The sequence below is a fragment of the Collimonas arenae genome, from assembly GCF_000786695.1.
In the GTDB taxonomy this organism is placed as follows: Bacteria; Pseudomonadota; Gammaproteobacteria; order Burkholderiales; family Burkholderiaceae_D; genus Collimonas; species Collimonas arenae_A.
Genome location: NZ_CP009962.1, coordinates 100769 through 123311 on the forward strand (window position 1 = coordinate 100769; position 22543 = coordinate 123311).

Annotated in this window: 21 protein-coding genes; 14 read left to right on the plus strand and 7 right to left on the minus strand. The window is 58.3% G+C overall.

Features of this window, described 5'->3' with window-relative positions; genetic code table 11:
• Nucleotides 1-9: 9 nt before the first annotated feature.
• Both LT85_RS00440 and LT85_RS00445 read right to left on the minus strand, forming a co-directional pair.
• Nucleotides 10-873, minus strand: coding sequence for a cysteine hydrolase (locus LT85_RS00440; protein ID WP_038484003.1), 864 nt, complete (start codon nt 871-873; stop codon nt 10-12).
• Between the two features lie 62 nt (nt 874-935).
• Nucleotides 936-1415: an HAD domain-containing protein gene (locus LT85_RS00445; protein ID WP_038484006.1), complete on the minus strand. Its 480-nt coding sequence runs from the start codon at nt 1413-1415 to the stop codon at nt 936-938.
• A 202-nt stretch (nt 1416-1617) separates the two neighbouring features.
• On the opposite strand from LT85_RS00445, the gene LT85_RS00450 reads away from it, so the two are divergent.
• Together LT85_RS00450 and LT85_RS00455 are read left to right on the plus strand one after the other, a co-directional pair.
• Nucleotides 1618-2613 carry an LLM class flavin-dependent oxidoreductase gene (locus tag LT85_RS00450; RefSeq protein WP_038494523.1) on the plus strand — a complete coding sequence of 332 codons (996 nt, stop codon included), beginning with the start codon at nt 1618-1620 and terminating at the stop codon, nt 2611-2613.
• Nucleotides 2614-2630: 17 nt separating this feature from the next.
• Entirely contained in the window at nt 2631-3545 is a 915-nt protein-coding gene (locus LT85_RS00455; RefSeq protein ID WP_038484009.1) for a 1-aminocyclopropane-1-carboxylate deaminase/D-cysteine desulfhydrase, read from the plus strand.
• Here LT85_RS00455 and LT85_RS00460 read toward each other — a convergent pair.
• Nucleotides 3532-3798, minus strand: coding sequence for a hypothetical protein (locus LT85_RS00460; protein ID WP_038484012.1), 267 nt, complete (start codon nt 3796-3798; stop codon nt 3532-3534). The two genes, LT85_RS00455 and LT85_RS00460, sit on opposite strands and share 14 nt — an antisense overlap.
• 112 nt (nt 3799-3910) lie before the next feature.
• On the opposite strand from LT85_RS00460, the gene LT85_RS00465 reads away from it, so the two are divergent.
• From LT85_RS00465 to LT85_RS00475, 3 genes are all read left to right on the plus strand, one after another.
• Nucleotides 3911-4903, plus strand: coding sequence for a LysR substrate-binding domain-containing protein (locus tag LT85_RS00465; protein ID WP_038484015.1), 993 nt, complete (start codon nt 3911-3913; stop codon nt 4901-4903).
• A gap of 115 nt (nt 4904-5018) precedes the next feature.
• Nucleotides 5019-5291: a hypothetical protein gene (locus tag LT85_RS00470; RefSeq protein WP_038484018.1), complete on the plus strand. Its 273-nt coding sequence runs from the start codon at nt 5019-5021 to the stop codon at nt 5289-5291.
• 215 nt (nt 5292-5506) lie between these two features.
• Nucleotides 5507-6124, plus strand: a complete 618-nt coding sequence (locus LT85_RS00475) for a tRNA-uridine aminocarboxypropyltransferase (RefSeq protein ID WP_038484021.1) — start codon at nt 5507-5509, stop codon at nt 6122-6124.
• 47 nt (nt 6125-6171) lie between these two features.
• Here LT85_RS00475 and LT85_RS00480 read toward each other — a convergent pair whose 3' ends face one another.
• Nucleotides 6172-6834, minus strand: a complete 663-nt coding sequence (locus tag LT85_RS00480) for a phosphoribosyltransferase (protein ID WP_038494526.1) — start codon at nt 6832-6834, stop codon at nt 6172-6174.
• Between the two features lie 81 nt (nt 6835-6915).
• Nucleotides 6916-7353 carry a universal stress protein gene (locus LT85_RS00485; RefSeq protein WP_038484024.1) on the minus strand — a complete coding sequence of 146 codons (438 nt, stop codon included), beginning with the start codon at nt 7351-7353 and terminating at the stop codon, nt 6916-6918.
• A 389-nt stretch (nt 7354-7742) separates the two neighbouring features.
• Between LT85_RS00485 and alaC the strand changes: the two genes are divergently transcribed.
• From alaC to LT85_RS00510, 5 genes are all read left to right on the plus strand, one after another.
• Complete coding sequence (gene alaC, locus LT85_RS00490; RefSeq protein WP_038484027.1) at nt 7743-8942, plus strand: alanine transaminase; 1200 nt, start codon at nt 7743-7745, stop codon at nt 8940-8942.
• A 561-nt stretch (nt 8943-9503) separates the two neighbouring features.
• Nucleotides 9504-10706: a type VI secretion system-associated FHA domain protein TagH gene (gene tagH, locus LT85_RS25740; protein WP_156117382.1), complete on the plus strand. Its 1203-nt coding sequence runs from the start codon at nt 9504-9506 to the stop codon at nt 10704-10706.
• A gap of 236 nt (nt 10707-10942) precedes the next feature.
• Nucleotides 10943-11728, plus strand: coding sequence for a PP2C family protein-serine/threonine phosphatase (locus tag LT85_RS00500; RefSeq protein WP_156117383.1), 786 nt, complete (start codon nt 10943-10945; stop codon nt 11726-11728).
• A gap of 85 nt (nt 11729-11813) precedes the next feature.
• The gene (locus LT85_RS00505) at nt 11814-13556 is read left to right on the plus strand and encodes a serine/threonine-protein kinase (protein ID WP_081991861.1); all 1743 of its coding nucleotides are present in this window, start codon (nt 11814-11816) and stop codon (nt 13554-13556) included.
• 21 nt (nt 13557-13577) lie between these two features.
• The gene (locus tag LT85_RS00510) at nt 13578-14060 is read left to right on the plus strand and encodes a TssQ family T6SS-associated lipoprotein (RefSeq protein WP_052134448.1); all 483 of its coding nucleotides are present in this window, start codon (nt 13578-13580) and stop codon (nt 14058-14060) included.
• Nucleotides 14061-14431: 371 nt separating this feature from the next.
• Here the strand turns inward: LT85_RS00510 and LT85_RS00515 are convergent, their stop codons facing one another.
• Nucleotides 14432-15349 (minus strand): LysR family transcriptional regulator, encoded by a 918-nt coding sequence (locus tag LT85_RS00515; protein WP_038484033.1) that lies wholly within the window; start codon nt 15347-15349, stop codon nt 14432-14434.
• 123 nt (nt 15350-15472) lie between these two features.
• Here LT85_RS00515 and LT85_RS00520 point away from each other — a divergent pair, with 123 nt between their 5' ends.
• From LT85_RS00520 to LT85_RS00535, 4 genes are all read left to right on the plus strand, one after another.
• A complete protein-coding gene (locus tag LT85_RS00520) occupies nt 15473-16747 on the plus strand; it encodes an SGNH/GDSL hydrolase family protein (RefSeq protein WP_052134449.1) in 1275 nt (424 codons plus the stop codon).
• Nucleotides 16748-16926: 179 nt separating this feature from the next.
• The gene (locus LT85_RS00525; protein ID WP_038484036.1) at nt 16927-19002 is read left to right on the plus strand and encodes an NADPH-dependent 2,4-dienoyl-CoA reductase; all 2076 of its coding nucleotides are present in this window, start codon (nt 16927-16929) and stop codon (nt 19000-19002) included.
• Nucleotides 19003-19492: 490 nt separating this feature from the next.
• Entirely contained in the window at nt 19493-20479 is a 987-nt protein-coding gene (gene pip, locus LT85_RS00530; protein WP_052134450.1) for a prolyl aminopeptidase, read from the plus strand.
• Between the two features lie 101 nt (nt 20480-20580).
• Nucleotides 20581-21087, plus strand: a complete 507-nt coding sequence (locus LT85_RS00535) for a hypothetical protein (protein WP_052135456.1) — start codon at nt 20581-20583, stop codon at nt 21085-21087.
• Between the two features lie 14 nt (nt 21088-21101).
• Here the strand turns inward: LT85_RS00535 and LT85_RS00540 are convergent, their stop codons facing one another.
• Nucleotides 21102-22508: a cytochrome-c peroxidase gene (locus LT85_RS00540; RefSeq protein ID WP_081991863.1), complete on the minus strand. Its 1407-nt coding sequence runs from the start codon at nt 22506-22508 to the stop codon at nt 21102-21104.
• Nucleotides 22509-22543 lie beyond the last annotated feature (35 nt).

The following is a 22543-nucleotide window of genomic DNA, read 5'->3' on the forward strand; positions in this document are numbered from 1 at the left end:
TGGAATCGATTAACCGCCAGCTGCTTTATGCCGCAGTTCCGCCATCACCTGCGCTGCGCTGACGCTGCGTGCGCCGTTTGCCGTCATGGCGGCGATGAAGTCCCTGGCCTGTCGTTCAAAGCCGTTCACCGGGCTCATGCAATCCGTAATCAACACCAGCTTTGCCATATTGGCCGCGCCGAAATCGGCGACGATATGTTCCACGGTGGCCCTGACGCAATGGCTGGATGCTTCGCCAGCGATGTAGATGCAATCCGCTTGCGCCAGGTTGTCGAGAAAATCGCGGTTCGGCATGGTGGCGGCATCGTCCGGATCCGGCACCTCCGCCTGCACTGCTGAATAGTGTTCGGTCCAGGGATTGGCTCCCTTGCAGATCATGTTCACGCTGCGCAGCGTGCTTTCTTCCCAGCGGTTATAGGCATGCCTGACTGCGGCATGCACGTTCTGGCCCCAGGAGCCGATCTCGCAATGCACCGGCCACACCATCAGCTGGTAGCGCCCCGCTGCTTCAAGCTGGTCGAGATAGTTCAGCACTCTTGACAGCGCTTGCGGGTTCTGCGGGAGATATTTTCCGGCGCGCACATCGGCTGCCGAGATCTGGGTAAAGGGTGCGACTGCGGCGTTCGCCGCGCTGCTCCAGAAGCCTGGATGCGCAATATCGAGTCGATGATGGGAGTCGAGCGTGACGCTGATATTGTTGATGGCGTCGCCGCCGGCCCCGATGATTTCCGCCACGCGCAGCATGTCCGCATGCGCCCCGGATACCGCCAGCGATGGCCTTGCCGCATCGACGCCGCCGGGCAGATAAGCGTCTGGCAAATCGCAAAAATCATTTTGCGGATCGATGATCAACAAGTGCACATTGGGCGGCATCGGCATTTCCTTTGCAGTCGGTGAGGTGGCGACTATCAGCCACCGCCGGAATTATGTCCTGGTCACAGCGCGGCCAGCATCTTGCGCATGGCATCCTGCACGGCCGGTTCGGTCAATCCCAGATGTCCCTTGGTCTCGATCAGATGGTCGCGGCAGGCGGCGGGCCAGCCGAACGCATCGTCGTCCAGCGCCAGCCAGCTGGTCGGCTTGCGTCGTTCGACATCGCGCAAGACTTGCATGCCGCGCGGCATGGTGTCGAATTCCGCCGGCGTCAGTTTTGGATGGTGGAAGGTCGAGCCGATCACGCGCTCGCGCAAGGTTTCGCTGAGTTCTTGCCTAGTATCGTCGAAGCCGAGTGCACGTACCCAGCTGGTGGACAAGACGATCTTGACGTCGGGGTGCGGCGCCAGCAATTCTTCCAGGATCGGCATCCATTCAAAGAAGTCGCGGTCCGGCGTGGCGATGTACAAGCCACGCTTGCGATTACGGATGACCTTGGAGTCGTGCAAAACGCCGTTGTAGTCGAGATATAGGATTTTCATGGCGGTTTTTTGTTGGTTGGTTGGCCCGTTGGGCGTGCTGCGCAAAGAGATCGCATCTGCAGGAATGCTGCTAATGGCGCTATTAGACCATCAAGTTTACTCCAAGGGAATGCGATCCCGCCAAAACGGCGCCGCGCCAGCAGGCTTGAAGCGCTGCGGCTATACTCGAAAGCCGCACAAACAGTCGAACAAGGAAGTACCCGTGATCCCAATTTCTATTCTGGACCTGGTCCGCATCCGGGAAGGCAGTGATGCCCGCGTCGCGCTCGATCATGCACGCGATCTGGCGCTGCATGCCGAAGGCTGGAACTATCGCCGTTTCTGGATGGCCGAGCACCACAATATGCGCGGCATCGCCAGCGCCGCCACCGCCGTGGCGATCTGCCACGTGGCTGCCGGCACCAGCAGCATCCGCGTCGGCGCCGGCGGCGTCATGTTGCCTAATCATTCGCCGTTGGTAATCGCCGAACAGTTCGGCACGCTGGCCTCGCTGTTCCCGGGACGTATCGATCTCGGCCTGGGACGCGCACCTGGTACCGATCAGGTCACCACCCGTGCGTTGCGGCGTGATCCGGCCAGCGCCGAATCGTTTCCGCAAGACGTGCTGGAACTGCAGGCTTTCCTGGCGCCGGCCGAGACCGGCCAGCGCATCGTCGCCGTACCGGGCCACGGCACCAACGTGCCGCTGTGGATACTGGGATCGAGCACTTTTGGCGCGCAATTGGCGGCCGAGCTTGGCTTACCCTACGCCTTTGCCTCGCACTTCGCGCCGGATTCGCTGGAAATGGCGTTGCAGATGTATCGCGCGCGCTTCAAGCCTTCCAGGCAGGAATCCAAGCCGCATGCCATGGTCGGCGTCAACATCATCGCCGCCGATACCGATGCCGAAGCGCGTCGCCTGGCTACTACCCAGCAAATGTCGTTCACCGACATGCACCGCGGCGTGCGCGGCCTCAGCAAGCCGCCGATCGACGATATCGAAACCTATTGGACGCCGCTGGAAAAAGCCCAGGCTTCACACATGCTGGCGCATTCGATCATCGGTTCGCCCGAGACCGTGCGTGAGGGAATCGAACGATTCCTGCTGCTGACCGGCGCCGACGAACTGATGATTGTTTCGGATGTATTTGAGCACAAGGCCCGCCTGCATTCGTATGAAATCATCGCCGATGTGGCCCGCAGCGTCGAACGTATCTGATCGATCTGCCTCGCCGGATGCGCTTTCCTCGCCTGCCCTCGCCCTGCCAGCTCATCGAAAGCGAGGCTTTCCTTGGACGCAGGGTGTGGCTGAAGCGCGACGATCTGCTGCATCCCGAAGTATCCGGGAATAAATTCCGCAAGCTCAAATATCCCTTGTTAGCGTTGCAGGGACAACATCCGGTCCTGGTGACCATGGGCGGCCCATGGTCGAACCATTTGCATGCGCTGGCCCATGCCGCTGCACTGAGCGGCTGGCAGAGCACGGGACTGGTGCGCGGCGCGCCGGGAATGACAACCGCTACGCTTGACGACTGTAGCCGTCTTGGCATGCAGATCCGGTTCGTGTCGCGGGAAGACTATCGGCAACTGCGGGAGGACGCGCAAGCCTGGCGGCGGCATATCGACAATGTCGACGACAGCCATGTCTGGCTGCCGGAAGGCGGCAGTTCACCGGTAGCGTTGCGCGGCGTGGCCGAGCTGGTCGACGAAATCGAAGATGCGCTGCAGTTCATTCCCGAAGTCATCATGGTTGCCTGCGGAACGGGGGCGACCCTTGCGGGAATATTGGCGGGTTTGCGCGGCCGCGGCCGGGTGGTCGGCGTCGCTGTGCTGAAGAACGCCGCCTACCTGCATCAGGAGATTGCGCGCTTGCTGCAACAAGCCGGTTATCCCGCCTACCAGAATTATCAGCTCCTGACAGACGCCCATCATGGCGGTTATGGCAAGGCGCCGTCTGAGCTGCTGCAGTTTTGCCGCGATTTTTCGCAGGCATTGAATGTGCCCATCGAACCGGTCTACACCGGCAAGCTATTCCACGCGCTAAGAAACCTGCAGCGGGCGCATGCGTTTGGCGAGACAGAACGCGTGCTTGCGGTGCATACCGGCGGCATGCAGGGAGCACGCGGTTTTGCCGCGCTCAATAGTCTTTAGTCCGATGGGTGTGTTTGCGTAGCGGCACTGAATCGAGATAGCCGATATCACGCAATACATGATCGCTCAGATCGTCCAGAGTGATCAGCGGCCTGGCCGGCTGCGTTTCCAGCCGTTGTGCCCACCAGCCGCCAATCAGCTTCAAAAACGACGGCAGGTTTTGCAATGGCGAGCCCGGCACACGAGGCAACGCGGCGAAGGATGAACCAGATAATGCTGTAGCAGTTTGGCAAGATGTCGATGCGCAGTTCATGGCGGCCTCACAGGTAAATTGAAGGGTTTTTCAAAAGCAACTTCAGTACTGGTAAGAATATCCAACCAACGACACTTAGGGAAACTACTTGTTCTAACCATCTTGGTCAGCTATGCTTACCAGTATGAGCCGACTCCCACTCCATACCCTCCCCGTCTTCCGCAGCGCCGCCCGGCTGCAGAATTTGCGCGCCACCGCCGTCGAAATGCACCTGACCCACAGCGCCGTCAGCCAGCAGATCGGCGTGCTGGAACAGCAGCTTGGTTTTGCGCTGTTCGAGCGGCGCGGTCGACGCATCGTCCTCAACGAAGCGGGTCATACCTTTCTCTGCAGCGTCGAATCGGCGCTGGCGCAGCTCGACGCGGGAGTGCAGGCCGCTGCCGCCACCGCGATCGGTACAGCGCAACGCCTGCGGCTGACAGTGATGCCGTCATTTCTGCAACGCTGGCTGCTGCCGCGCATGCAGCGTTGGCGTGAGCGTCATCCGGATATCGCGCTGGAACTACATTCGTCGCAGCAATTGATGGATTTGCAGCGCGACGGCTTTCATGCCGCCTTGCGCCAGGGGAAAGGCGGCTGGCCCGGTTTGAGCGACGAACGCCTGATCGATAGTCCGTTGGTGGTGGTGGCCTCACCCGGCACTGCGCGCCGCTTGCAAGGCGGCAGTCTCGCCACGCTAGCGGACGAACCGCTGCTCGGCGCTGCTGAATACTGGGACCGCTGGTTCAGCGAAGCAGGATTGAAGATACGCAGCAATCCTGTGGCCAATTTCAACGATGCCGGCTTGATGCTGCAAGCCGCGGAACAGGGTTTGGGGATCGCGCTGGGGCGTGAATTCATGGTGGCCGATGCTTTGCGCGACGGCTTGCTGGTGCAGCTTTCCGAACAGCGGCTGGCGCCGGAGGTCGATCATGCCTCTTACTTTCTGGTGTATCCGCCCGCGCTGAGTAACTGGGCGCCGCTGCAAGCCTTGCGCTGCTGGCTGCATGACGAAGTATGCGATTTACAGAAAAACATGACGCCGGCTGCGCCGGTCATCGCGCCGGTCGATGCTGCTCCGCCGAAAAAAGCGACGCGTGTTAAAGCTGCAAAGCCGAAACCATAGCGTCAGCGCTGGGAATGGTCGGCGCCTTCGGCTCGCTCGGTCAGTTTGCGATGCTGCCTTCCAATATGTCCTGCTGCCGGCGACACCGCTTGCCACCTATGTCTTTGCCACCGTCATGGGGCTGATATGGCTGGGCACCGTGCCGCTGTCGAATGGCGTGGTGGGGCAGATTTTCGGTTATCAATACATCTCCACGCTGTACGGCTTCGTGTTCCTGAGTCATCAGCTAGGCAGCTTTCTCGGCGTCTGGCTGGGTGGCGTGCTGTTCGACATGACCGGGAATTACCAGGCGGTCTGGGCGATCGCAATCGGCCTCAGCGCAGTGGCCGCGATCATCAGCCTGTCGATCGATGACCGGGCGGTGCAAGCCAGGCCGGCGCACGCTTGAATATGCCTGAACCATCATCCGCCCGCATTGTGAAATGGCTGGCTATCCTGCTTGGATGGCTGCTGTTGCTGGGACTACTGTCCCTTTGCCACCGGGATGATTTGCGGCCGGATTTCTTGCTGGAGATGGTTTCAGGAAATCTCATGTGCTGAGCGAGTTGACGCGCTGGCGGCAAACGGTGGTTAGAATGGCGGCTGAAATAGTTTATTCATGCCATGACCGAGCACACCAAACGCCTCACCTGCGCCAGATGCCAGCGCCCGCAACGGACCTGCATCTGCGGTTTCATTACGCCCACGCCGCATGCAGTGGAAGTGCTGATCCTGCAGCACCCGCTGGAAGTACATAACGCAAAAGGCAGCGTACGCCTGCTCAACCTGAGTTTACCGCATAGCGAGGTATTGGTCGGCGAGACGTTTGCCGAACCGCTACTGAGGCTGCGGCTCGCGCAGGATGGAAAACAGTCGATCCTGCTGTATCCGGACAGCTCCGAAGATGAAGGTCTCAAGCTGCCGATCCCACCGGTTTTAGATGCGACGTTGCTGCAGGATCCGACAGGATTGCGCCTGGTTGTCCTGGATGGCACTTGGCGCAAAAGCCGCAAAATGCTGTATCTCAATCCTTTGCTACAGACGTTGCCGCGCCTGCCTTTGCGCAATCCGCCGCCATCCCTATATGCGATTCGCAAGGCGCAGGCTCCGGGGCAGCTGTCGACGCTCGAAGCAACTTGTTATGCCTTGACGCAATTGGAAAGAAGCGAGCAGAAATATCAGCCTTTGCTCAATGCGTTTACCGGCTTTGTTGCGCAGCAATCTGCTTATGCAGAAGCCTAGGCGGACAGTATTGTGTAAGTGGATTCATCCGTCGATTCGTAGCCGTATCATGGATGCGTACCGGATTTCTCATCCTTGTGATTCCGGGACAATAGGGCAATCACTTCCTCGTCTTCGACCTGCCGAAAATCCCGATAAAACTGCCCCACCGCGAAAAAGCCCGTCGGCGCGAGGAGGCAGAAAATCCTGTCGGCCAGCGGCCGGACTTGCTCCAGGCTCTCCGGCGCCGCGACAGGCACCGCACATATCAATTCAGCCGGCTGTCTGGCGCGGACCGTATGCAAGGCGGCGATCATCGTCGCGCCGCTTGCCATGCCGTCATCTATTACTATCGCGATACGGCCGCGAGGATCGATGGCTTGCTGGTGCGGTGTAAAGCGAAGCCGGCGCTCTCTGAGCAGCAGAAGTTGCCGGTGCTTTTCTTCTTCGAGAAAAGCGCCGGTTCCACCTGCCTCGTCGGCAAAGGAGTTGATATAGACCCAACCGGTCTCGTCGATCGCACCGATCGCACATTCTTGATGAAAGGGTGCGCCGAGCTTATGCACCAAGACAATATCCAGCTCGCCATCCAGCCGCTGCGCCAGCACCTTCCCCATGGGGACTGCGCCACGGGGAATCGCCAGGATCAACGGGTTTCGCCCTTTATATTCGTGCAAATCATGCGCCAGCATTTGCGCTGCTTCCGTCCGATTTGCAAAAATCTTCAGCATATTCATCAGATGTTGATTTGATCGCGGTGCAGCGCCATTTTGTACGTTGAAGAAGGCGCAAGATTCAAACCTACATGTTGTCTAATGGAATACCAGCACCGGATTTTTGCTGTGCGTGAGTACTTTTTCCGTTTCACCGCCGCCAAAAAGTCCTTTCACGCCTCTCCTGCCATGCGAGGCCATGGCGATCAGGTCGCAATGCTTGTCTTCCGCCACCTTGATGATTGCCTCATAAGGATGATCGTTGATGACATATTCCGTTTCGCACTCCACGCCGGCTTCTTTTGCAGCCTGTTCTATCGCCTGCAGGAACCTGCCGGCCTGAGCGATGCCGACGCTGTCGAATTGCTCCTTGGTATCGACCAGCGTATGCAAATGGCGGCTAAATACGTGATATTCGGGGATGACATGCATGCCGGTTACCCGGGCATGGTTTTCCTTGGCAAATTGCATGCATTGCTTGATCGCTGCTTCGGATGCTACGGAACCATCGGTCGGTAATAGCAGATGCTTGAACATTTCCTTCTCCTTCAGTTCAATCCCTCGGTGTAGCGAGGTTGCCTGGAAAGCCTTGTTTCATCGCGATGTTCCATGACGAAACTGGCTGGTTCCACATTAAAGAATATGAAAAATATAGAAGGAATTCCAGTGAAGTTTATCCCCCGCCGGGGCCGTCAATTCAGCCGTTGGCAGATGTAAAACATTATCCGGATGGCATGTCTTGCAAAGCTGGATAGCGCATGCTGTTTGAATTGGCGCCAGCGGTTGTTTCAATTGCGTTCGCCGCATGTGAAAGCATTGCGCAGTTGCCGTATGTCCAATAGAATCGTCGCTGGAACATGCCCGCCAAGGGTAACCAGGTTCCAACGTCGCTCGGACGGTTCCGGGCGCTAACGTGAAAGAAATCCATGTCTGAATCCCAAGCTCCGCGTAAATTTTCTCGCATCGAACGCCTCCCTCCCTACGTATTTAACATCACCGCCGAATTGAAGATGGCGGCACGCCGTCGTGGCGAAGATATCGTCGATATGTCGATGGGCAATCCGGACGGCGCCACGCCGCCGCACATTGTCGAGAAACTGATCGAGGTATCGCAACGTCCCGACACCCACGGTTATTCGGCATCCAAAGGGATTCCCAGGTTGCGGCGGGCGATCGCCCACTGGTATAAAAAACGCTACGACGTCGAGTTCAATCCGGACACCGAAGCGATCGTCACCATCGGCTCCAAGGAAGGGCTGGCGCATCTGATGCTGGCGACCCTGGACCGCGGCGATACGGTGCTGGTGCCAAATCCCAGCTACCCGATCCACATCTATGGCGCGGTGATCGCCGGCGCCGATATCCGTTCGGTGCGCATGAGTCCAGGCGTCGATTTTTTCGCCGAACTGGAGCGGGCGATACGGGAAAGCTATCCCAAACCGAAAATGATGGTGCTGGGTTTCCCCTCCAACCCCACCGCGCAATGCGTCGAGCTGGAGTTTTTCGAGCGTGTGGTCAAGCTGGCGAAGGAGCACAACATCCTGGTGGTGCATGACCTGGCGTACGCCGATATCGTTTTCGATGGCTGGAAGGCGCCGTCGATCATGCAGGTGCCGGGCGCACGCGATGTTGCGGTGGAGTTCTTTACGCTCTCCAAGAGCTACAACATGGCAGGCTGGCGCATCGGATTCATGGTCGGCAACAAGGAGTTGGTGGCGGCTTTGGCGCGCATCAAGAGCTATCACGACTACGGTAGTTTCACGCCGGTGCAGGTGGCTGCCATTGCCGCGCTGGAAGGCGACCAGCAATGCGTCGAGGATATTTGCGCCAAGTACCAGAGCCGGCGCGATGTCCTGGCCAAGGGCTTGCACGAAGCCGGCTGGATGGTCGATATTCCGAAGGCGTCGATGTACATCTGGGCCCGCATACCGGAGCAGTACCGGCATCTGGGATCGCTGGAATTTTCCAAGCAGTTGCTGGAAAAGGCCAAGGTCTGCGTCTCTCCCGGCATCGGCTTCGGCGAGTACGGTGACGAGTATGTGCGCTTTGCCTTGATTGAGAACGAAGCCCGGATCCGGCAGGCGATTCGTGGCATCAAGACAATGTTGCGAGAGCCTAAGGCCTGAGGAAACGGAAATCCACGTCCGTTACTTGGGTTATTTACTAGCGTCACTTCAGCCGGCAATGATGTCTAGCGCCGGCTTTCCTAAAAGCTAAGGTCTAAGGTCATTGGCCGCAGAGCGATCAGCAGATCGCTCTGCTCGCCATCCGTGAGAATGTTGTCAAGCATTTGACTCGCATGACGGGTATAGCTTCGCCAAGTGTCCTGTCTTTCATCGTTGCCTTTCCTCTTCCGCCTTGCCGGCACTTGGACAATGGCGCATTTCCCGCCCTGTATTTCCAACTAAATCCACCCATAGACAAATCGCAAGCAAATCCTTTGTTGTCTCTGGGATATGGCTTGTGTTTCAAGCTGACACAAAATGTCACCAAAGCTGACAAGAGAGGGCAGTTTTGCAGGTCGCGATCCCGCCAATTACCAGGTTTTTCGGGCTTCTCGCGCCGATTTCCGGCGGCATGACTTGGGCATGAAACTTGCAGTCAGGCAAACATGATAGACACACAAAATTTGCGCAAATTCTGTGTGTTTGCACTGTGTCTGAAAAAATTTGGCCTGGACCGTATCGATGATCAAAATTAGTGTTATTTCTTACAACAATACTGCGCCCGAACTGCCTATGTCGGCTGTGTTCGGCCGTGAGCCGAAAACCCTGGGCCGTAGTGAAGACAATTATTTCGTGCTGGCGGATCCGCGCAATCTTGTCTCGCGCACCCAGGCCGAAATCAAAAGCGATGGCATCCGCCAGACCATCACTAACCTTAGTCGTGCCAATCCGATATTGCTGAACGGTCGCGAGATCGACGCCGAATGTGAATACGATTTGCAGATCGGCGATGAACTGCAGATCGGACTGTATTTGCTGCGTGCCGAAGCGCAGCTCAATTTAATGAAAGATAGCTCAGACATGATCTCGACCAATCCGGCGCGCCGAGTCAATGCCAGCAAACCGCTGCTTAGCGTATCCGAGACGCGCCTGGCGGCCCTGGCGCAACTGAATCTGGAGTTGGCCGCCACCGCCAATGCGGCGTTGCCGACTTCTCCGGCTGCCGCAGCTGCGGTAGCGCGTTCTGCGAACCTGGCCAACCAGGCGCCGGCCGCCCATGCGCTCACAGCGCCAAGCCAAAGCGACGACAGCCAGCAGCAGGCCGAACCGGCCGCTTCCAGCGATGCACTGGTCCAGGCATTCATGAAAGGCGCAGGCCTGCCGCCTGACACGCTGCCGTCAAACCTGACGCCCGAGTTCATGGAAACCGTCGGCAAGTTGTTGGCGATTGCCGTGCAAGGCACGATTGATTTGAATGCCGCCCGTTCATTGGTAAAGCGCGAAGCGCACGCCGATGTCACCAAGGTGGTGGTGCGCAACAATAATCCGCTGAAATTTTTCCCGGACAGCCAAACCGTGCTGAGCCAGATGCTGCGCAAGAAAATGCCCGGTTTCATGACCGCCACCGAAGCCATGCAGGACGCTTACGAAGATCTGCATGTGCATCAGCTAGGCGTGGTGTCGGGCATGCGCGCCAGCATGAACGAGGTCTTGCAGCGCTTCAGTCCGGAAGTGATGGAGAAACGTTCGAAAAAAGGCGGCGTGCTGGATAAATTGCTGCCGGGTACGCGCAAAGCCAAGCTATGGGATGCCTATGTCGTGCGTTATCAACGCATCATTGCGGAATCGTCGCAGGACGATTTCCAGACCTTGTTCGGCAAAGCTTTTTTGCAAGCCTATGAACGAAAAATCGAAAAGATGAAGAAGGTCATTCAGAATGCATAGAACTCATTTCACCCATAGCCGTGAGTGCGAACGCGGCTATTTGGGAGGTAGTGCAAGGCGCGTCGCGCAGCCAAGGGTGGTTCTCTTGGCAAGCGACGGATGGCCGCCCCACGCAACGCAGCAATACGCCCAAATAGCCCGTTCCCTCCGGGTTGTTGCCAGAACCGGCGCTGGCCGCGTTGCACTCCTTGCCGGCGCCGTTTCTGGCAACAACGCATCTCACGGCTATGGGTGAAATGAGTTCTCGGCTGCTCAGCGACACTGCGGTACCGGTGGTGCTGAGCCTGGCGCAGCTGAGTCATGCGGGTGGGCGGCAAGTCAACCAGGATTCCTGGGGCAGCGCACAGCAGGACGACCTGACTTGCATCATTGTTTCCGACGGCGTCGGCGGTGAATACGGCGGTGAAATTGCATCGAATGTCGTGGTCCATTCGATCATGGAAGTATTTGTCGAAGAAGCATCCTTCGGACCGCGCGCGCTGCAATCCTATGTCGATCACGCCGTCGCGCAACTGTACCGGCGACAGGCGCAGATCCCGCGCCTCAAAGACATGAGTGCGACAGTGGCGACGTTGCTGATCGACCAAAAGAATCGCTGCGCGCTATGGGCGCATATGGGCGATACCAGGATCTACCAGTTTCGCCGCGGCCAATTGTTGAACTACACCAAGGATCACAGCCTGATCCAGCAATTCGTCGATGCCGGTCATTGTTCGCCGGACCAGTTGCGTCGCCATCCGCGCCGCAGCATCCTGTGCGCGGCTGCCGGCGTCGAGGGTAGTGGACCGGCGGAGGTCATGCAGAACGCGATCCAGATACAAGACGGCGATGCCTTCCTGATCTGTACCGACGGTTTCTGGGAGTGGATCAGCGAAGCGGAAATGGTGCGCGCAGCGACCCAGGCCGGCTCGGCCCAGGACTGGCTCACCATCATGCATACGGTGGTGGAGCAAAATGGCCGGGCTTCCAGCGTGCCGCTGGATAACTGTACGGCATTCACGATTTACGTCGGCAACCCATAACCGGTAACAAACAATCATTAGCTGGCCATGACAGACGGCTTGATCACACATTGAATAATATGACTAACGTCGAATCCAACTGAACATGCAAAACGCCCAATCGGTTGAACCGCAAGAATCATCGGCAACGGCTGTCGAGAACTGCCTGCCGAAAGGTACGCGCCTGGCCGATTTTGAAATCATCGGCGTGATCGGCGAAGGCGGTTTTGGCATCGTCTATTTTGCCTTCGACCGCTCGCTGCGGCGCATGGTCGCCATCAAGGAATATATGCCGGGCGCATTCGCCGGGCGCGGGCCGGACAAGAAAGTGGTGGTGCGCTCGCAGCGCCATCGCGAAACCTTTACCATCGGTCTCAAGAGTTTTATCAAGGAAGCCCGCCTGCTGGCGCAATTCGACCATCCGGCGCTGATCAAGGTATACCGCTTCTGGGAACAGAACAATACCGCCTACATGGCGATGCGTTATTACGAAGGCCGCACGCTCAAGAGCGTGGTGCAGAACACACCGGGCCAGGTGACCGAAGCATGGCTCAAAAGCATGCTCAAGCCGATGCTGGAAGCGCTGGCGGCCATGTACCGTGTGCAGATCTTGCATCGCGATATCTCACCCGACAACATCATGATCCAGAAAAGCGGCGAAGCGGTGCTGCTGGATTTCGGCGCGGCGCGCCAGATTATCGGCGACATGACGCATTCGCTAACAGTGATCCTGAAGCCGGGTTATGCACCGGTCGAGCAATACGCCGACGATGCAATGATGAAGCAAGGGCCGTGGACCGATATCTACTCCTTGTCGGCGGTGATTTACTTCGCCATCCTCAAGACGGCGCCGCCGACGTCCGTCGCACGCATGATCAAGGACCCGATCGAGCTGCTGCAAAACGGCCAGCACAGCGGTTTCAGCAAGGAATTCCTTGCTGCGATCGATAAGGGGCTGGCAGTCAAGCCGGACGACCGGCCGCAATCGATTGAAGAATTCCGCAAACTGCTCGACCTGGAACTGTCGGTGCCGATACCAATGCCTGATAGTGATGTCGTGCCGCTTGTCATCTCCAGCGCTGGCAAACGCAAATCGCGGTCTGGCGCGGGCGCTGCCGCTGCTGCCGGTAAGCACGGTGGAAATGGCCATGCGACGCCACCCGTCGTCAACGTGATGGAGCGGCCGTTGCATGCGCCGGCCTTATGGATTGCGGGAGCGGTTTGCGTGGTGCTCGCCAGCGCCTATTTTTGGCTCAGGCCGGCACAGCCGCAGATGCCTGAGGTATCGCTGGTTGCGTCTCATATGCCGGCGAGTCTGGCGCTACCCGCAACTGTCGCGCCGCAGCCGGCGCCAAACGCCGCAGTGGCCGGCGAGCAAATCCTGGATGAAGAAACCATCAGTTGGGAAACCCTGAAAGAGCTGAAAGGCGTCACCGCGCAGCAAATTACCGCTTTCCTGCAAAAATACCCTGGCAGCAAGCACGCTGAAGTTGCCCGCGCCCGACTGGCGGAGTTGCAAGGAAAGAGCGCTGCCGATACGTCAGCCAAGCTGGCCGAAGTGAAAGGTGCCGAAGTGAAAACGGCGGAAGCCAAATCAGCCGACGCCAAGGCGGTTGAGGTGAAACCCGTCGATGCTACCGGTGTGGTGACGCTGACGATCAAGCCCTGGGGTAACGTTGTGGTGGATGGCAATTTGAAAGGCGCCAGTCCGCCGTTGAAGAAGTTGGTCCTGCCGGAAGGAAAGCACCAGATCAAGGTGGTGAATCCGAGTTTTCCGGATCGTGTCTTTGAAATTGACGTCAACCAGAAAAAATCGCGTAGTATCGACTACGATTTTTCGTCCCGCTAATATTTTCGTCAAGAGCACTGAATGTCCACATCTTTGAATACACTTTTCTACCGCATCGGCAGCGCCGCCACAATGGCTGCATTGTTAGCGCTTGCCGGTTGCGACGGCATGGACCCGGCGCAAAAAACCGCAGCGCCGGCAGCGACGCCAAGCGCGGCAGCACCGGTCGCGGCCGTGATTGCGCCTGAACCGCCGGCACCGCCCACGGCCCTCAATGAAGGTATTGCCCTGTACAACAAAGGCAGCTACAGCGCTGCCGTCAAGCGTCTCGCCAATGCCCCGGAAATCTGGACGGCGGATATTGGTTTCCAGACCGAAGCCTTGAAATACATGGCGTTCAGCTATTGCGTCACTTCCCGGAAGAAGCTGTGCCGGCAGCAGTTTGAAAAGGCCTTGAGACTGGATCCGAATTTCGACCTGGCGCCGGGAGAAAAGGGTCATCCGCTATGGGGGCCTGCGTTCAACCAGGCCAAGCGGGCCGTGACAGCCAGCGCCAAGAAGTAAGAGGCTGTTGCAACACATCTGGCGTTGTTGCCCTTGCAGGGCGCCCGGGCTTACAAGCCCGGGTCGTTCCGCAGGCAGACGACAGTGTCGTCTGAAACCCCCTGCTACGCCCTCCTGGCCGTACTACTCGTACCGTCTTCCTCGGCCCATCTGGCCATCTGTGTTTGCAACAGCCTCTAAGAACCTATTCGAAATCTTACTGCGAGGCCGTCAACGGGGCGCATGCGCTGCTCAAAATGCTCACATACTCAAGTATGCTCCGCTTTTTGCGCTGCTCTTTACCCCGCTGACGACCAAGTCAGCGTAGCTGAGGCTACAGATTTCGAACAGGTTCTAAGTACCTGCGCGGCCGTCGTTCGGCGGCCGCATCGTCAGCGCCGAAACGACGGCGCTGAAAAGCCCGGCAGCAAGGGAATTCTTTCGGTCAGGAATTGCATGAACACCGTGGCGCGCAAGGATTGATAGCGGCGCGAGGGATATAGTAGAGAAGCTTCCTGTCCGGGTGTGCTCCAGGCCGGCAGAATCCGCTGCAGCTGGCCCGATTCGAGCAAATCATGCACCAGCCAGGACGGACAGATCCCGAGGCCGGCGCCCTTCAGGAAACTCTCGCGTATCGCCATTGAGCTGTTCACCTGGTAACGGCTGCGCGTGACAATTTCCAGCGTCCCTTCGGGACCGCTAAGCGTAGTCACTTCGCCGTTGGCAGGACGGGCAAAGCCAATGTAACGGTGCGCGGCGAGATCATCGGGCGTCAGGATCTCAGGGTGGCGTTGTAAATAGGCTGGCGCCGCCACCAGATAGCGTTCTGCGCTGGCGATCTTGCGGGCGATCATGTTCGGCGGCAGCGAGCCCGCGAGCCGTAGCGCAACATCGACGCCATCCTCCACCAGATCGACAAAACGGTCATTCAATATCAGTTCGACTTCGATCTCCGGATACAACGCCAGAAACTCCAGCACCAACGCATTCAATCGCAGCTGGCCCAAGCCCAGCGGAGCGTTGACGCGTAACAGGCCCGCCGGTCGTTCAGTCAGGCCGCGGGCGTCACTGACCGCTTCGCTGAATTCTTCCAGCACGCGTTTGGCGCGCGCATAGAAACGCCGCCCCTGCTCGGTCGGCGTCAGGCTGGTGGTGCTGCGCTCCAACAGCCGTACGCCGAGTTCTTTCTCCAGCGCGGCGATGATCTTGCTGACAGTCGGCTGGGTACTGCGCTGTTCGCGCGCCACTGCCGACAGGCTGCCGAGTTCCACCGCACGCACGAAGCTGCGGCAGGCTTTGATTTGATCCATGCCATTCCAATATGGAATAAGTGATATGAAATTATGATCCCTAGTACAGTTATTTGGAATGGCTTATCTTGATGCCTGACTTGATTCATATCGAACCCTCGATTTGTCCACTGGGAGCATCGCATGAACACTCGGAAAATTCTGGCAACCCTGGCCTGCCTGCCTTTATTCACTAGCGCCGCATTGGCAGCCGCACCTGTGGCGGAAGCGCCCCCGGCAGTAGAGCACTGGGTCTCCAGCTGGAGCGCCAATCCACAACCGATATGGGAGCCCGGCTTCGCTTTGCCGACCAATATTCCGGCGACCTTATCGAATCAGACCGTGCGCCAGGTCGCCCGGATCAGCGTTGGCGGCAAGCGCGTCCGGGTTACCTTGTCGAATGAATATGGAACCACGCCGCTGGTGATCGGCGCGGCGCATATCGTGCTCGCTGGAGACGGTTCGGCAATCGTTGGCGGCTCGGACCGGGTTCTTACTTTCGGCGGCCGTAGTTCAGTGACGATTGCACCGGGCGCGCCGGTGATCAGCGATCCGGTCGATCTGGCGCTTGCGCCGCTGGCTGAGGTAGCAATCAGTCTCTACCTGCCGCAAACCACCGCGCTTAGCACTTTTCACTGGGATGGCAAGCAGAGCGCTTATATTGCGCCGGGCAACCAGGTCGCCGCCGTTGCGATCAAGAGCGACTCCAATATTGAAGCGCGCTTGTTCTTAAGTACGATCCTGGTGGACGCGCCAGCCGCCACCAGGGTAGTGGCGACCTACGGCGATTCGATTACCGACGGCGCCGGTTCCACCTCCAATCGCAACCGGCGCTGGCCCGACTTGCTGGCGCAACGCCTGGCCGGACGGCAGATCGCAGTGTTGAACGCCGGGATCTCCGGCGCCAGGGTGTTGAGCGACAAGATGGGCGTCAATGCGCTGGCACGCTTTGACCGCGACGTGTTGAACCAGCCGAACCTCGACACGGTGATCCTGCTGATGGGCATCAACGATATCGGCTGGCCGGGCAGCAGCCTGGCGCCGGACGCGCCCACGATCCCGGTCGAGCAGCTGATCGCCGGCTACCGGCAATTGATTGCGCGTGCCCACATGCGGCATGTGCGGATAGTCGGCGCCACCCTGACGCCGTTCGAAGATGCCTTGCAGGGCTCGGATCTGCACAACTACTATTCGCAGGCCAAGGAGCAAAGCCGGCAAGCGGTCAACCAATGGATACGCAGCAGCGGCGAGTTTGATGCAGTGATCGATTTCGACGCCGTCACCAGGGATCCGCAACATCCGCAACGCTTTCTGTCTGCCTATGATTCTGGCGATCATTTGCATCCGGGTGATGCCGGCTACCAGGCTATGGCGGAGGCGATCGATTTGACGAGTCTTTTGCGGAATGATCAACGCTGAGCGAGTATTGCGATGGCCGTTTTAGAATAGGAGCGCGCCGGTTTGAAATAGGTTTTTGCCTCTAATCGGCGCCAAAACGGCGTCGTTTCAGCGATTTTCAGCGACTTTTCAGGTAGATTCCAGCCCAGTAGCCGGTAGAAGAAATTGCCGTGGCCTGTCAAAAAACCTATAAAAGACCTATGTCCCATCCTGTTTACCCCCACTTGCTCGCGCCACTCGATCTCGGATTCACCACGCTGAAAAACCGGGTGGTGATGGGTTCGATGCACACTGGAATGGAAGATCGCTTTTTTCATTATGGCAAGCTGGCCGAGTATTTCAGGGCGCGCGCCAAAGGTGGCGCAGGCCTGATCGTGACCGGCGGCCTCTCGCCCAACCGGCAAGGCTGGCTGCTGCCCTTCGGCGGCACCATGAACAGCTTTGGCGATGTCTATAATCACCGGCGACTGACCAGTGCAGTGCATGAAGAAGATGGCAAGATCGTGATGCAGATCTTGCATGCCGGCCGCTATGGTTATCAACCGTTGGTGGTGTCGGCTTCGGCCATCAAATCGCCGATTTCGATGTTCAAGCCGCGCGCGCTGAGCGAACGCGGAATCCAGTCCACCATCGATGCCTATGTGCGTAGCGCCAAGCTGGCGCAGCGCGCCAATTACGATGGCGTCGAGGTGATGGGTAGCGAAGGTTATCTGTTGAATCAGTTCTTGTCGCCGCGCACCAATCGCCGTACCGATCGCTGGGGCGGCAATATCGAAAACCGCATGCGGCTGGCGGTCGAGATTGTGCAGCGCATGCGTGAGGCGGTGGGGGAACGCTTCATCATCATGTATCGCTTGTCGCTGCTCGATCTGGTCGAGGGCGGCAATACCGGCGAAGAAGTGGTGGCGGTGGCGCAAGCCTTGGAAAAGGCCAGTGTGACGTTGATCAACACCGGTGTCGGCTGGCACGAAGCGCGGATTCCTACCATCGTCACTTCGGTGCCGCGCGGCGCTTTCCGCGAAGCGACTGCCCGTCTCAAGCGCAGCGTCGGGATCCCGGTGATTGCCTCGAATCGCATCAACACGCCGGAAGTGGCCGAACAGATCCTGGCCGAAGGCGACGCCGATATGGTGTCGATGGCGCGGCCGTTCCTGGCCGATCCGGAATTCGTGTTGAAGGCGCAGCAGAATCGCGCCGATGAAATCAATACCTGTATCGCCTGCAACCAGGCTTGCCTTGACCATACTTTCCAGAACAAGCGCGCCAGCTGCCTGGTCAATCCGCAGGCTTGCCATGAAACCGAGCTGGTTTACCGGCCGGTTGTGAAACAGCGGCGAGTAGCGGTGATCGGCGCCGGGCCGGCAGGTTTGTCGGCGGCCAGCGTGGCGGCTGAGCGGGGACATCGAGTGACCTTGTTCGAGGGCGCCGCGCAGATTGGCGGACAGTTCAATATCGCAATGCGGATTCCGGGCAAGGAAGAGTTCAGCGAGACGATTCGCTATTTCCAGCACCGCCTCAAGCGGACTGGCGTCGAGCTCAAGCTGAATCAACGGGTCAGTCGGCAGGATCTGGAGGCGCTTGGTTTTGACGACGTGATTGTGGCGACCGGCGTTACGCCGCGTAATTTGCGCATTCCGGGGATTGACCATCCTATGGTGTTGTCGTATCTGGATGTATTGCAGCGCAATGTTGCGGTTGGCAAGCGGGTTGCGGTGATCGGGGCGGGCGGGATCGGTTTCGATCTGTGCGAATTCTTGCTGCACGATGCGCATGTACCGCTACCGGTGCCGATTGCTGAATGGATGAATGAATGGGGCGTGGATCCATTGGCTGCCGAGTCGGGCGGATTGCGGCCGGCAGCGGTGGTCGTGCCGGTGCGGGAAATTCATTTGCTGCAGCGTAAGCAGAGCAAAGTCGGGGCTGGATTGGGTAAAACCTCGGGTTGGGTGCATCGCAGCGTGATGCAGCGGAATGGCGTGCAGATGCTGGCGGGGGTGGATTATCAGCGGGTTGACGATCAGGGGTTGCATATCACGGTGGGGGGCTTTAGCCGTGTGCTGGAGGTTGATAACGTCGTGATTTGTGCGGGGCAGGAGTCGTTGCGTGAGTTGATTCCGGCTGAGGCGATTTTGGCTGGGAAGCCTGGTGAGCCGGTTAAAACCAAGTCTCAGCAGACGGGCTTGCGGTATCACGTGATTGGTGGGGCGTCGTTTGCCAGTGAGCTGGATGCTAAGCGGGCGATACGCGAGGGTGCGGAACTTGCAGCAACGCTGTAGTTAAATGGGGTCGGAGTTTTTTTTCGCGGCTTTTGCGAAAATTACTCCGACCCCATTTAACGGGCTACGAAGTACATGCATTTGCATTCGAAACGGTGGTTACTCCGTGGATGCAAGCCGGGGGTAGCCCGGCAGCTAGTCACTTTTTCTTGCTTCGCCAAGAAAAAGTAACCAAAAAGAAGGCGACCGCAAAGCTCTTGCCTTCCCTTCGGTCAGGTCCCCAAAAGAGGCACGGGGCAGTCGGGTGAGGCACAAACTCGCTGCGCTCAGACATGTGCCTCACAATTCCCGACTGCCCCGTGCCTCTTTTGGCAAGTTCTCAATGCGGGGGCACTTCAAAAGCAACGGCAACGTCAAAAACGACAACAACTTCAAAAGCAAAAGCTACTGTCCTCGGTGCGATTTTCTTGTGTTGTCTTTTTTGTCTGCTGAACTGCATCGCCAGATTTGTTATGATCTTTGTTCTCCACTCCCACAAGGAAACCAATTCATGACTACCAGCCAACCCGCTGTGCAGCAAACTCCTTCTGTTCAATTACTGGGTCTTTATCCGCCGCTGGAACCGTTCAAGTCGGGCATGCTGGATGTGGGCGACGGTCATCAGGTTTATTGGGAATTGTGCGGTAATCCTGAGGGCAAGCCGGCGGTGTTCTTGCACGGTGGACCGGGCGGGGGTTGCAATGCTGATCATCGTCGCTTGTTCAATCCGGAAAAATATTGCGTCATGCTGTTCGATCAGCGTGGTTGCGGGCGTTCTACGCCGCACGCTAATCTGGTGGCGAATACTACCTGGCATCTGGTGGCTGATATCGAGCGGCTGCGTGAAATGGCCGGGGTTGATAAGTGGCAGGTGTTTGGCGGTTCATGGGGGAGTACCCTGGCCTTGGCGTATGCTGAGAAACATCCCGGGCATGTCAGCGAATTGATCTTGCGCGGGATATTTACCGGACGCCAGGAAGAGATTCAGTGGTATTACCAGGACGGCGCATCGCGCCAGTTTCCGGACAAGTGGGAAGATTTCATCGCGCCGATTCCGCCGGCGGAACGGCATGAAATGGTGAAGGCCTATAATCGTCGCCTGACCGGCAGCGATGAGACGGCCAAGCTGGCTGCGGCTAAAGCCTGGAGCGTGTGGGAAGGTAGTACGGTCAAGCTGTTGCCCGATCCGTCGCTGGCAGAGGCGCATGAAGATCCGGAATTCGCTATTGCTTTTGCACGTATCGAAAATCACTATTTCATCAACGAATGTTTTTTTGAAGACCAGCAATTGCTGCGCGATGTCGGCCGGCTGCGTGGTATTCCCGGCGTCATAGTGCAGGGCCGCTACGATGTCTGCTGCACACCGAAAACGGCGTGGGAATTGCATAAGGCCTGGCCTGAAGCGGAGCTGCATATCGTCGAGGATGCCGGCCATGCGTATAGCGAACCGGGTATCTTGCATCAGCTCATCAAGGCGACCGATAAATTCGCTGGCTGATGGATAGCAGCGGCAACTGAAATCGGCGATGACCATGCCGGAGTGCGTCACGTGCTCCGGCATGTGTGCCGAGCGATGATGGTTTGTCCAAAGGGATCGGTATGTCGCAACCACCTCGTTTGCAATATATATTGATCGCCCTGCTGGCGACGCTCGCGTTGACCTCGTCAGCTTGGGCCGAAACCATGAAAAACTGGTTCAACGATCCATTCATCCAGGTCCGTAACGCCGTGCCGGATTGCCCGTTGCCGTTAGGCCCGCTGGTGAGCGAGGAAGAGGCGCGCAAGGAATCTCATTGGCGCACTGAACGCGGCACCAGTTGCTGGCTTGCCGGCCAGTGCAGCAAGCCGAATTCCTATCTGTACGACGCGCCGATCGCACATGCGGTGCAAGCGCATTTCTCCAATGATCCGGCGTTCGCCCGCAGCAGCTTGTGGCTGACGTTCCAGCGGCGTTTTGTCTGGGTGGAAGGATGCAGCGCTGATCCCGCCATCAATGCCGCCGCGCTGGAGGCGTTTATCCGCGTCGAAACCGATGTGGAACGCGTGATCGTTAATGTGCGTATGCCAGGCCAGGGCAAGGCGCCCTATCCGCTTGCGCACCCCTGAGCAGTCCCGCTCAACTATTCAATACGCTTCGCGCCAGACTTGGCCGAATAGCCGTCGTTCAGTGTTTTCAGGAAAGCGATCAGGTCGCCGATTTCAGCGTCATTCATCGCCGGCGCCTGGCCTGCCTTGCGGTTGAAAGGGGCGTCAAGGCGATCGATGTTATCGCGATAGCGCCGCGGCAGATCGTCGAACTTGGCGACCTTGCCTTTGACTTTGGGGTACCACTTGGCGGGATCGGTGTCGCGCTCTACGTAAAAATGCAGCATGTCTTCCAGCGTGTGGAAACGGCCGTTGTGAAAGAACGCTCCGCGCGTCGCCACGTTGCGCAAGGTGGGCGATTTGAACATGCCGCAGAACTCTGATTCCTTCGCCATGTCTTTACGATCCGGTCCGCAGATGCCGAGATCGACGTAGTTCGGATTGCGGTTCGCTGCGATCTCCGGATTGCGCGGCACGCCCAGCGCCTGGAACCCGAAATCGGTGAATTGCGCAGGCCGACCTCCCGGCCCAGGCGTATCGACATGGCACTTGGCGCAATTGCCTTTATTTGGATTGTTGAACAAGCCGTAGCCGCGTAGTTCGGCTGGCGTGAAATCGGCGTTGCCGGCCATCGCAGCATCAAATTTGCTGGTGTAGGGATGGAAGCTGGCGTCTTCAGTCTGGAACGCTTCCAGCGCCAGCGTCGCCTTTTCCAGCGCCACTGTCGGATGATCGAAGATATCGGCGCCGTATACTTGCCGGAACTGCGCCACATAGGCGGTCTTCTGCAATTTGGCGACTACCTCTGCAGGACTCAGGTTCGCCATTTCGTTCACATTGAGCAAAGGGATCAAGGCCTGTTGGTGTAAGGAATCGACCGCACCGTCATGCGTAAAGCCGCCTGTCGGACCTTCGTCTTCGGTTTCATCCGGCCCCGGCACATAGTAATGGCGGGTGAACTTGGGCGTGAATCCCAGGTAGCGCAACGACGGTGTTGCGCGCGTGCCCTGCCGTTGCATATCGGCGCCGCCCAGTTGCACCGCCAGGGCGTTCGGCGGGCCGTAAGCGTGATCGGGACTGTGGCAGGTAGCGCAGGACAACTTACCAGAAGCCGACAGCGATGTATCAAAAAAGAGCTGCTTGCCGAGTTGCGCAGCCGGGCTCAAGGTGGCTGGCGGCTCAGGGTAGCGTACCCACATTTTCAATGCAGGCTTTGGCGCAGCCGCAGCCGCAGCCGCAACCGCAACAGCAACCGCAACAGCAACCGCAACGATCGCTGGCGTGGCCGTCGCAGTAGTCGTTCGCGCCGGACCGTTGCTGTCGTGGCAGCCGCTCAACAGCGCCGCAGCCGCAACCGCAACCGCAACCAGCGCCTGCCATCCGGCAGCGCTGTCAAAGTACCTGAAATCAAACTCGCTATGATTGCTGCCGAAGACTTTCAATCCGTTCCGATCTATTTGCTGTTCTGCCTGAATCG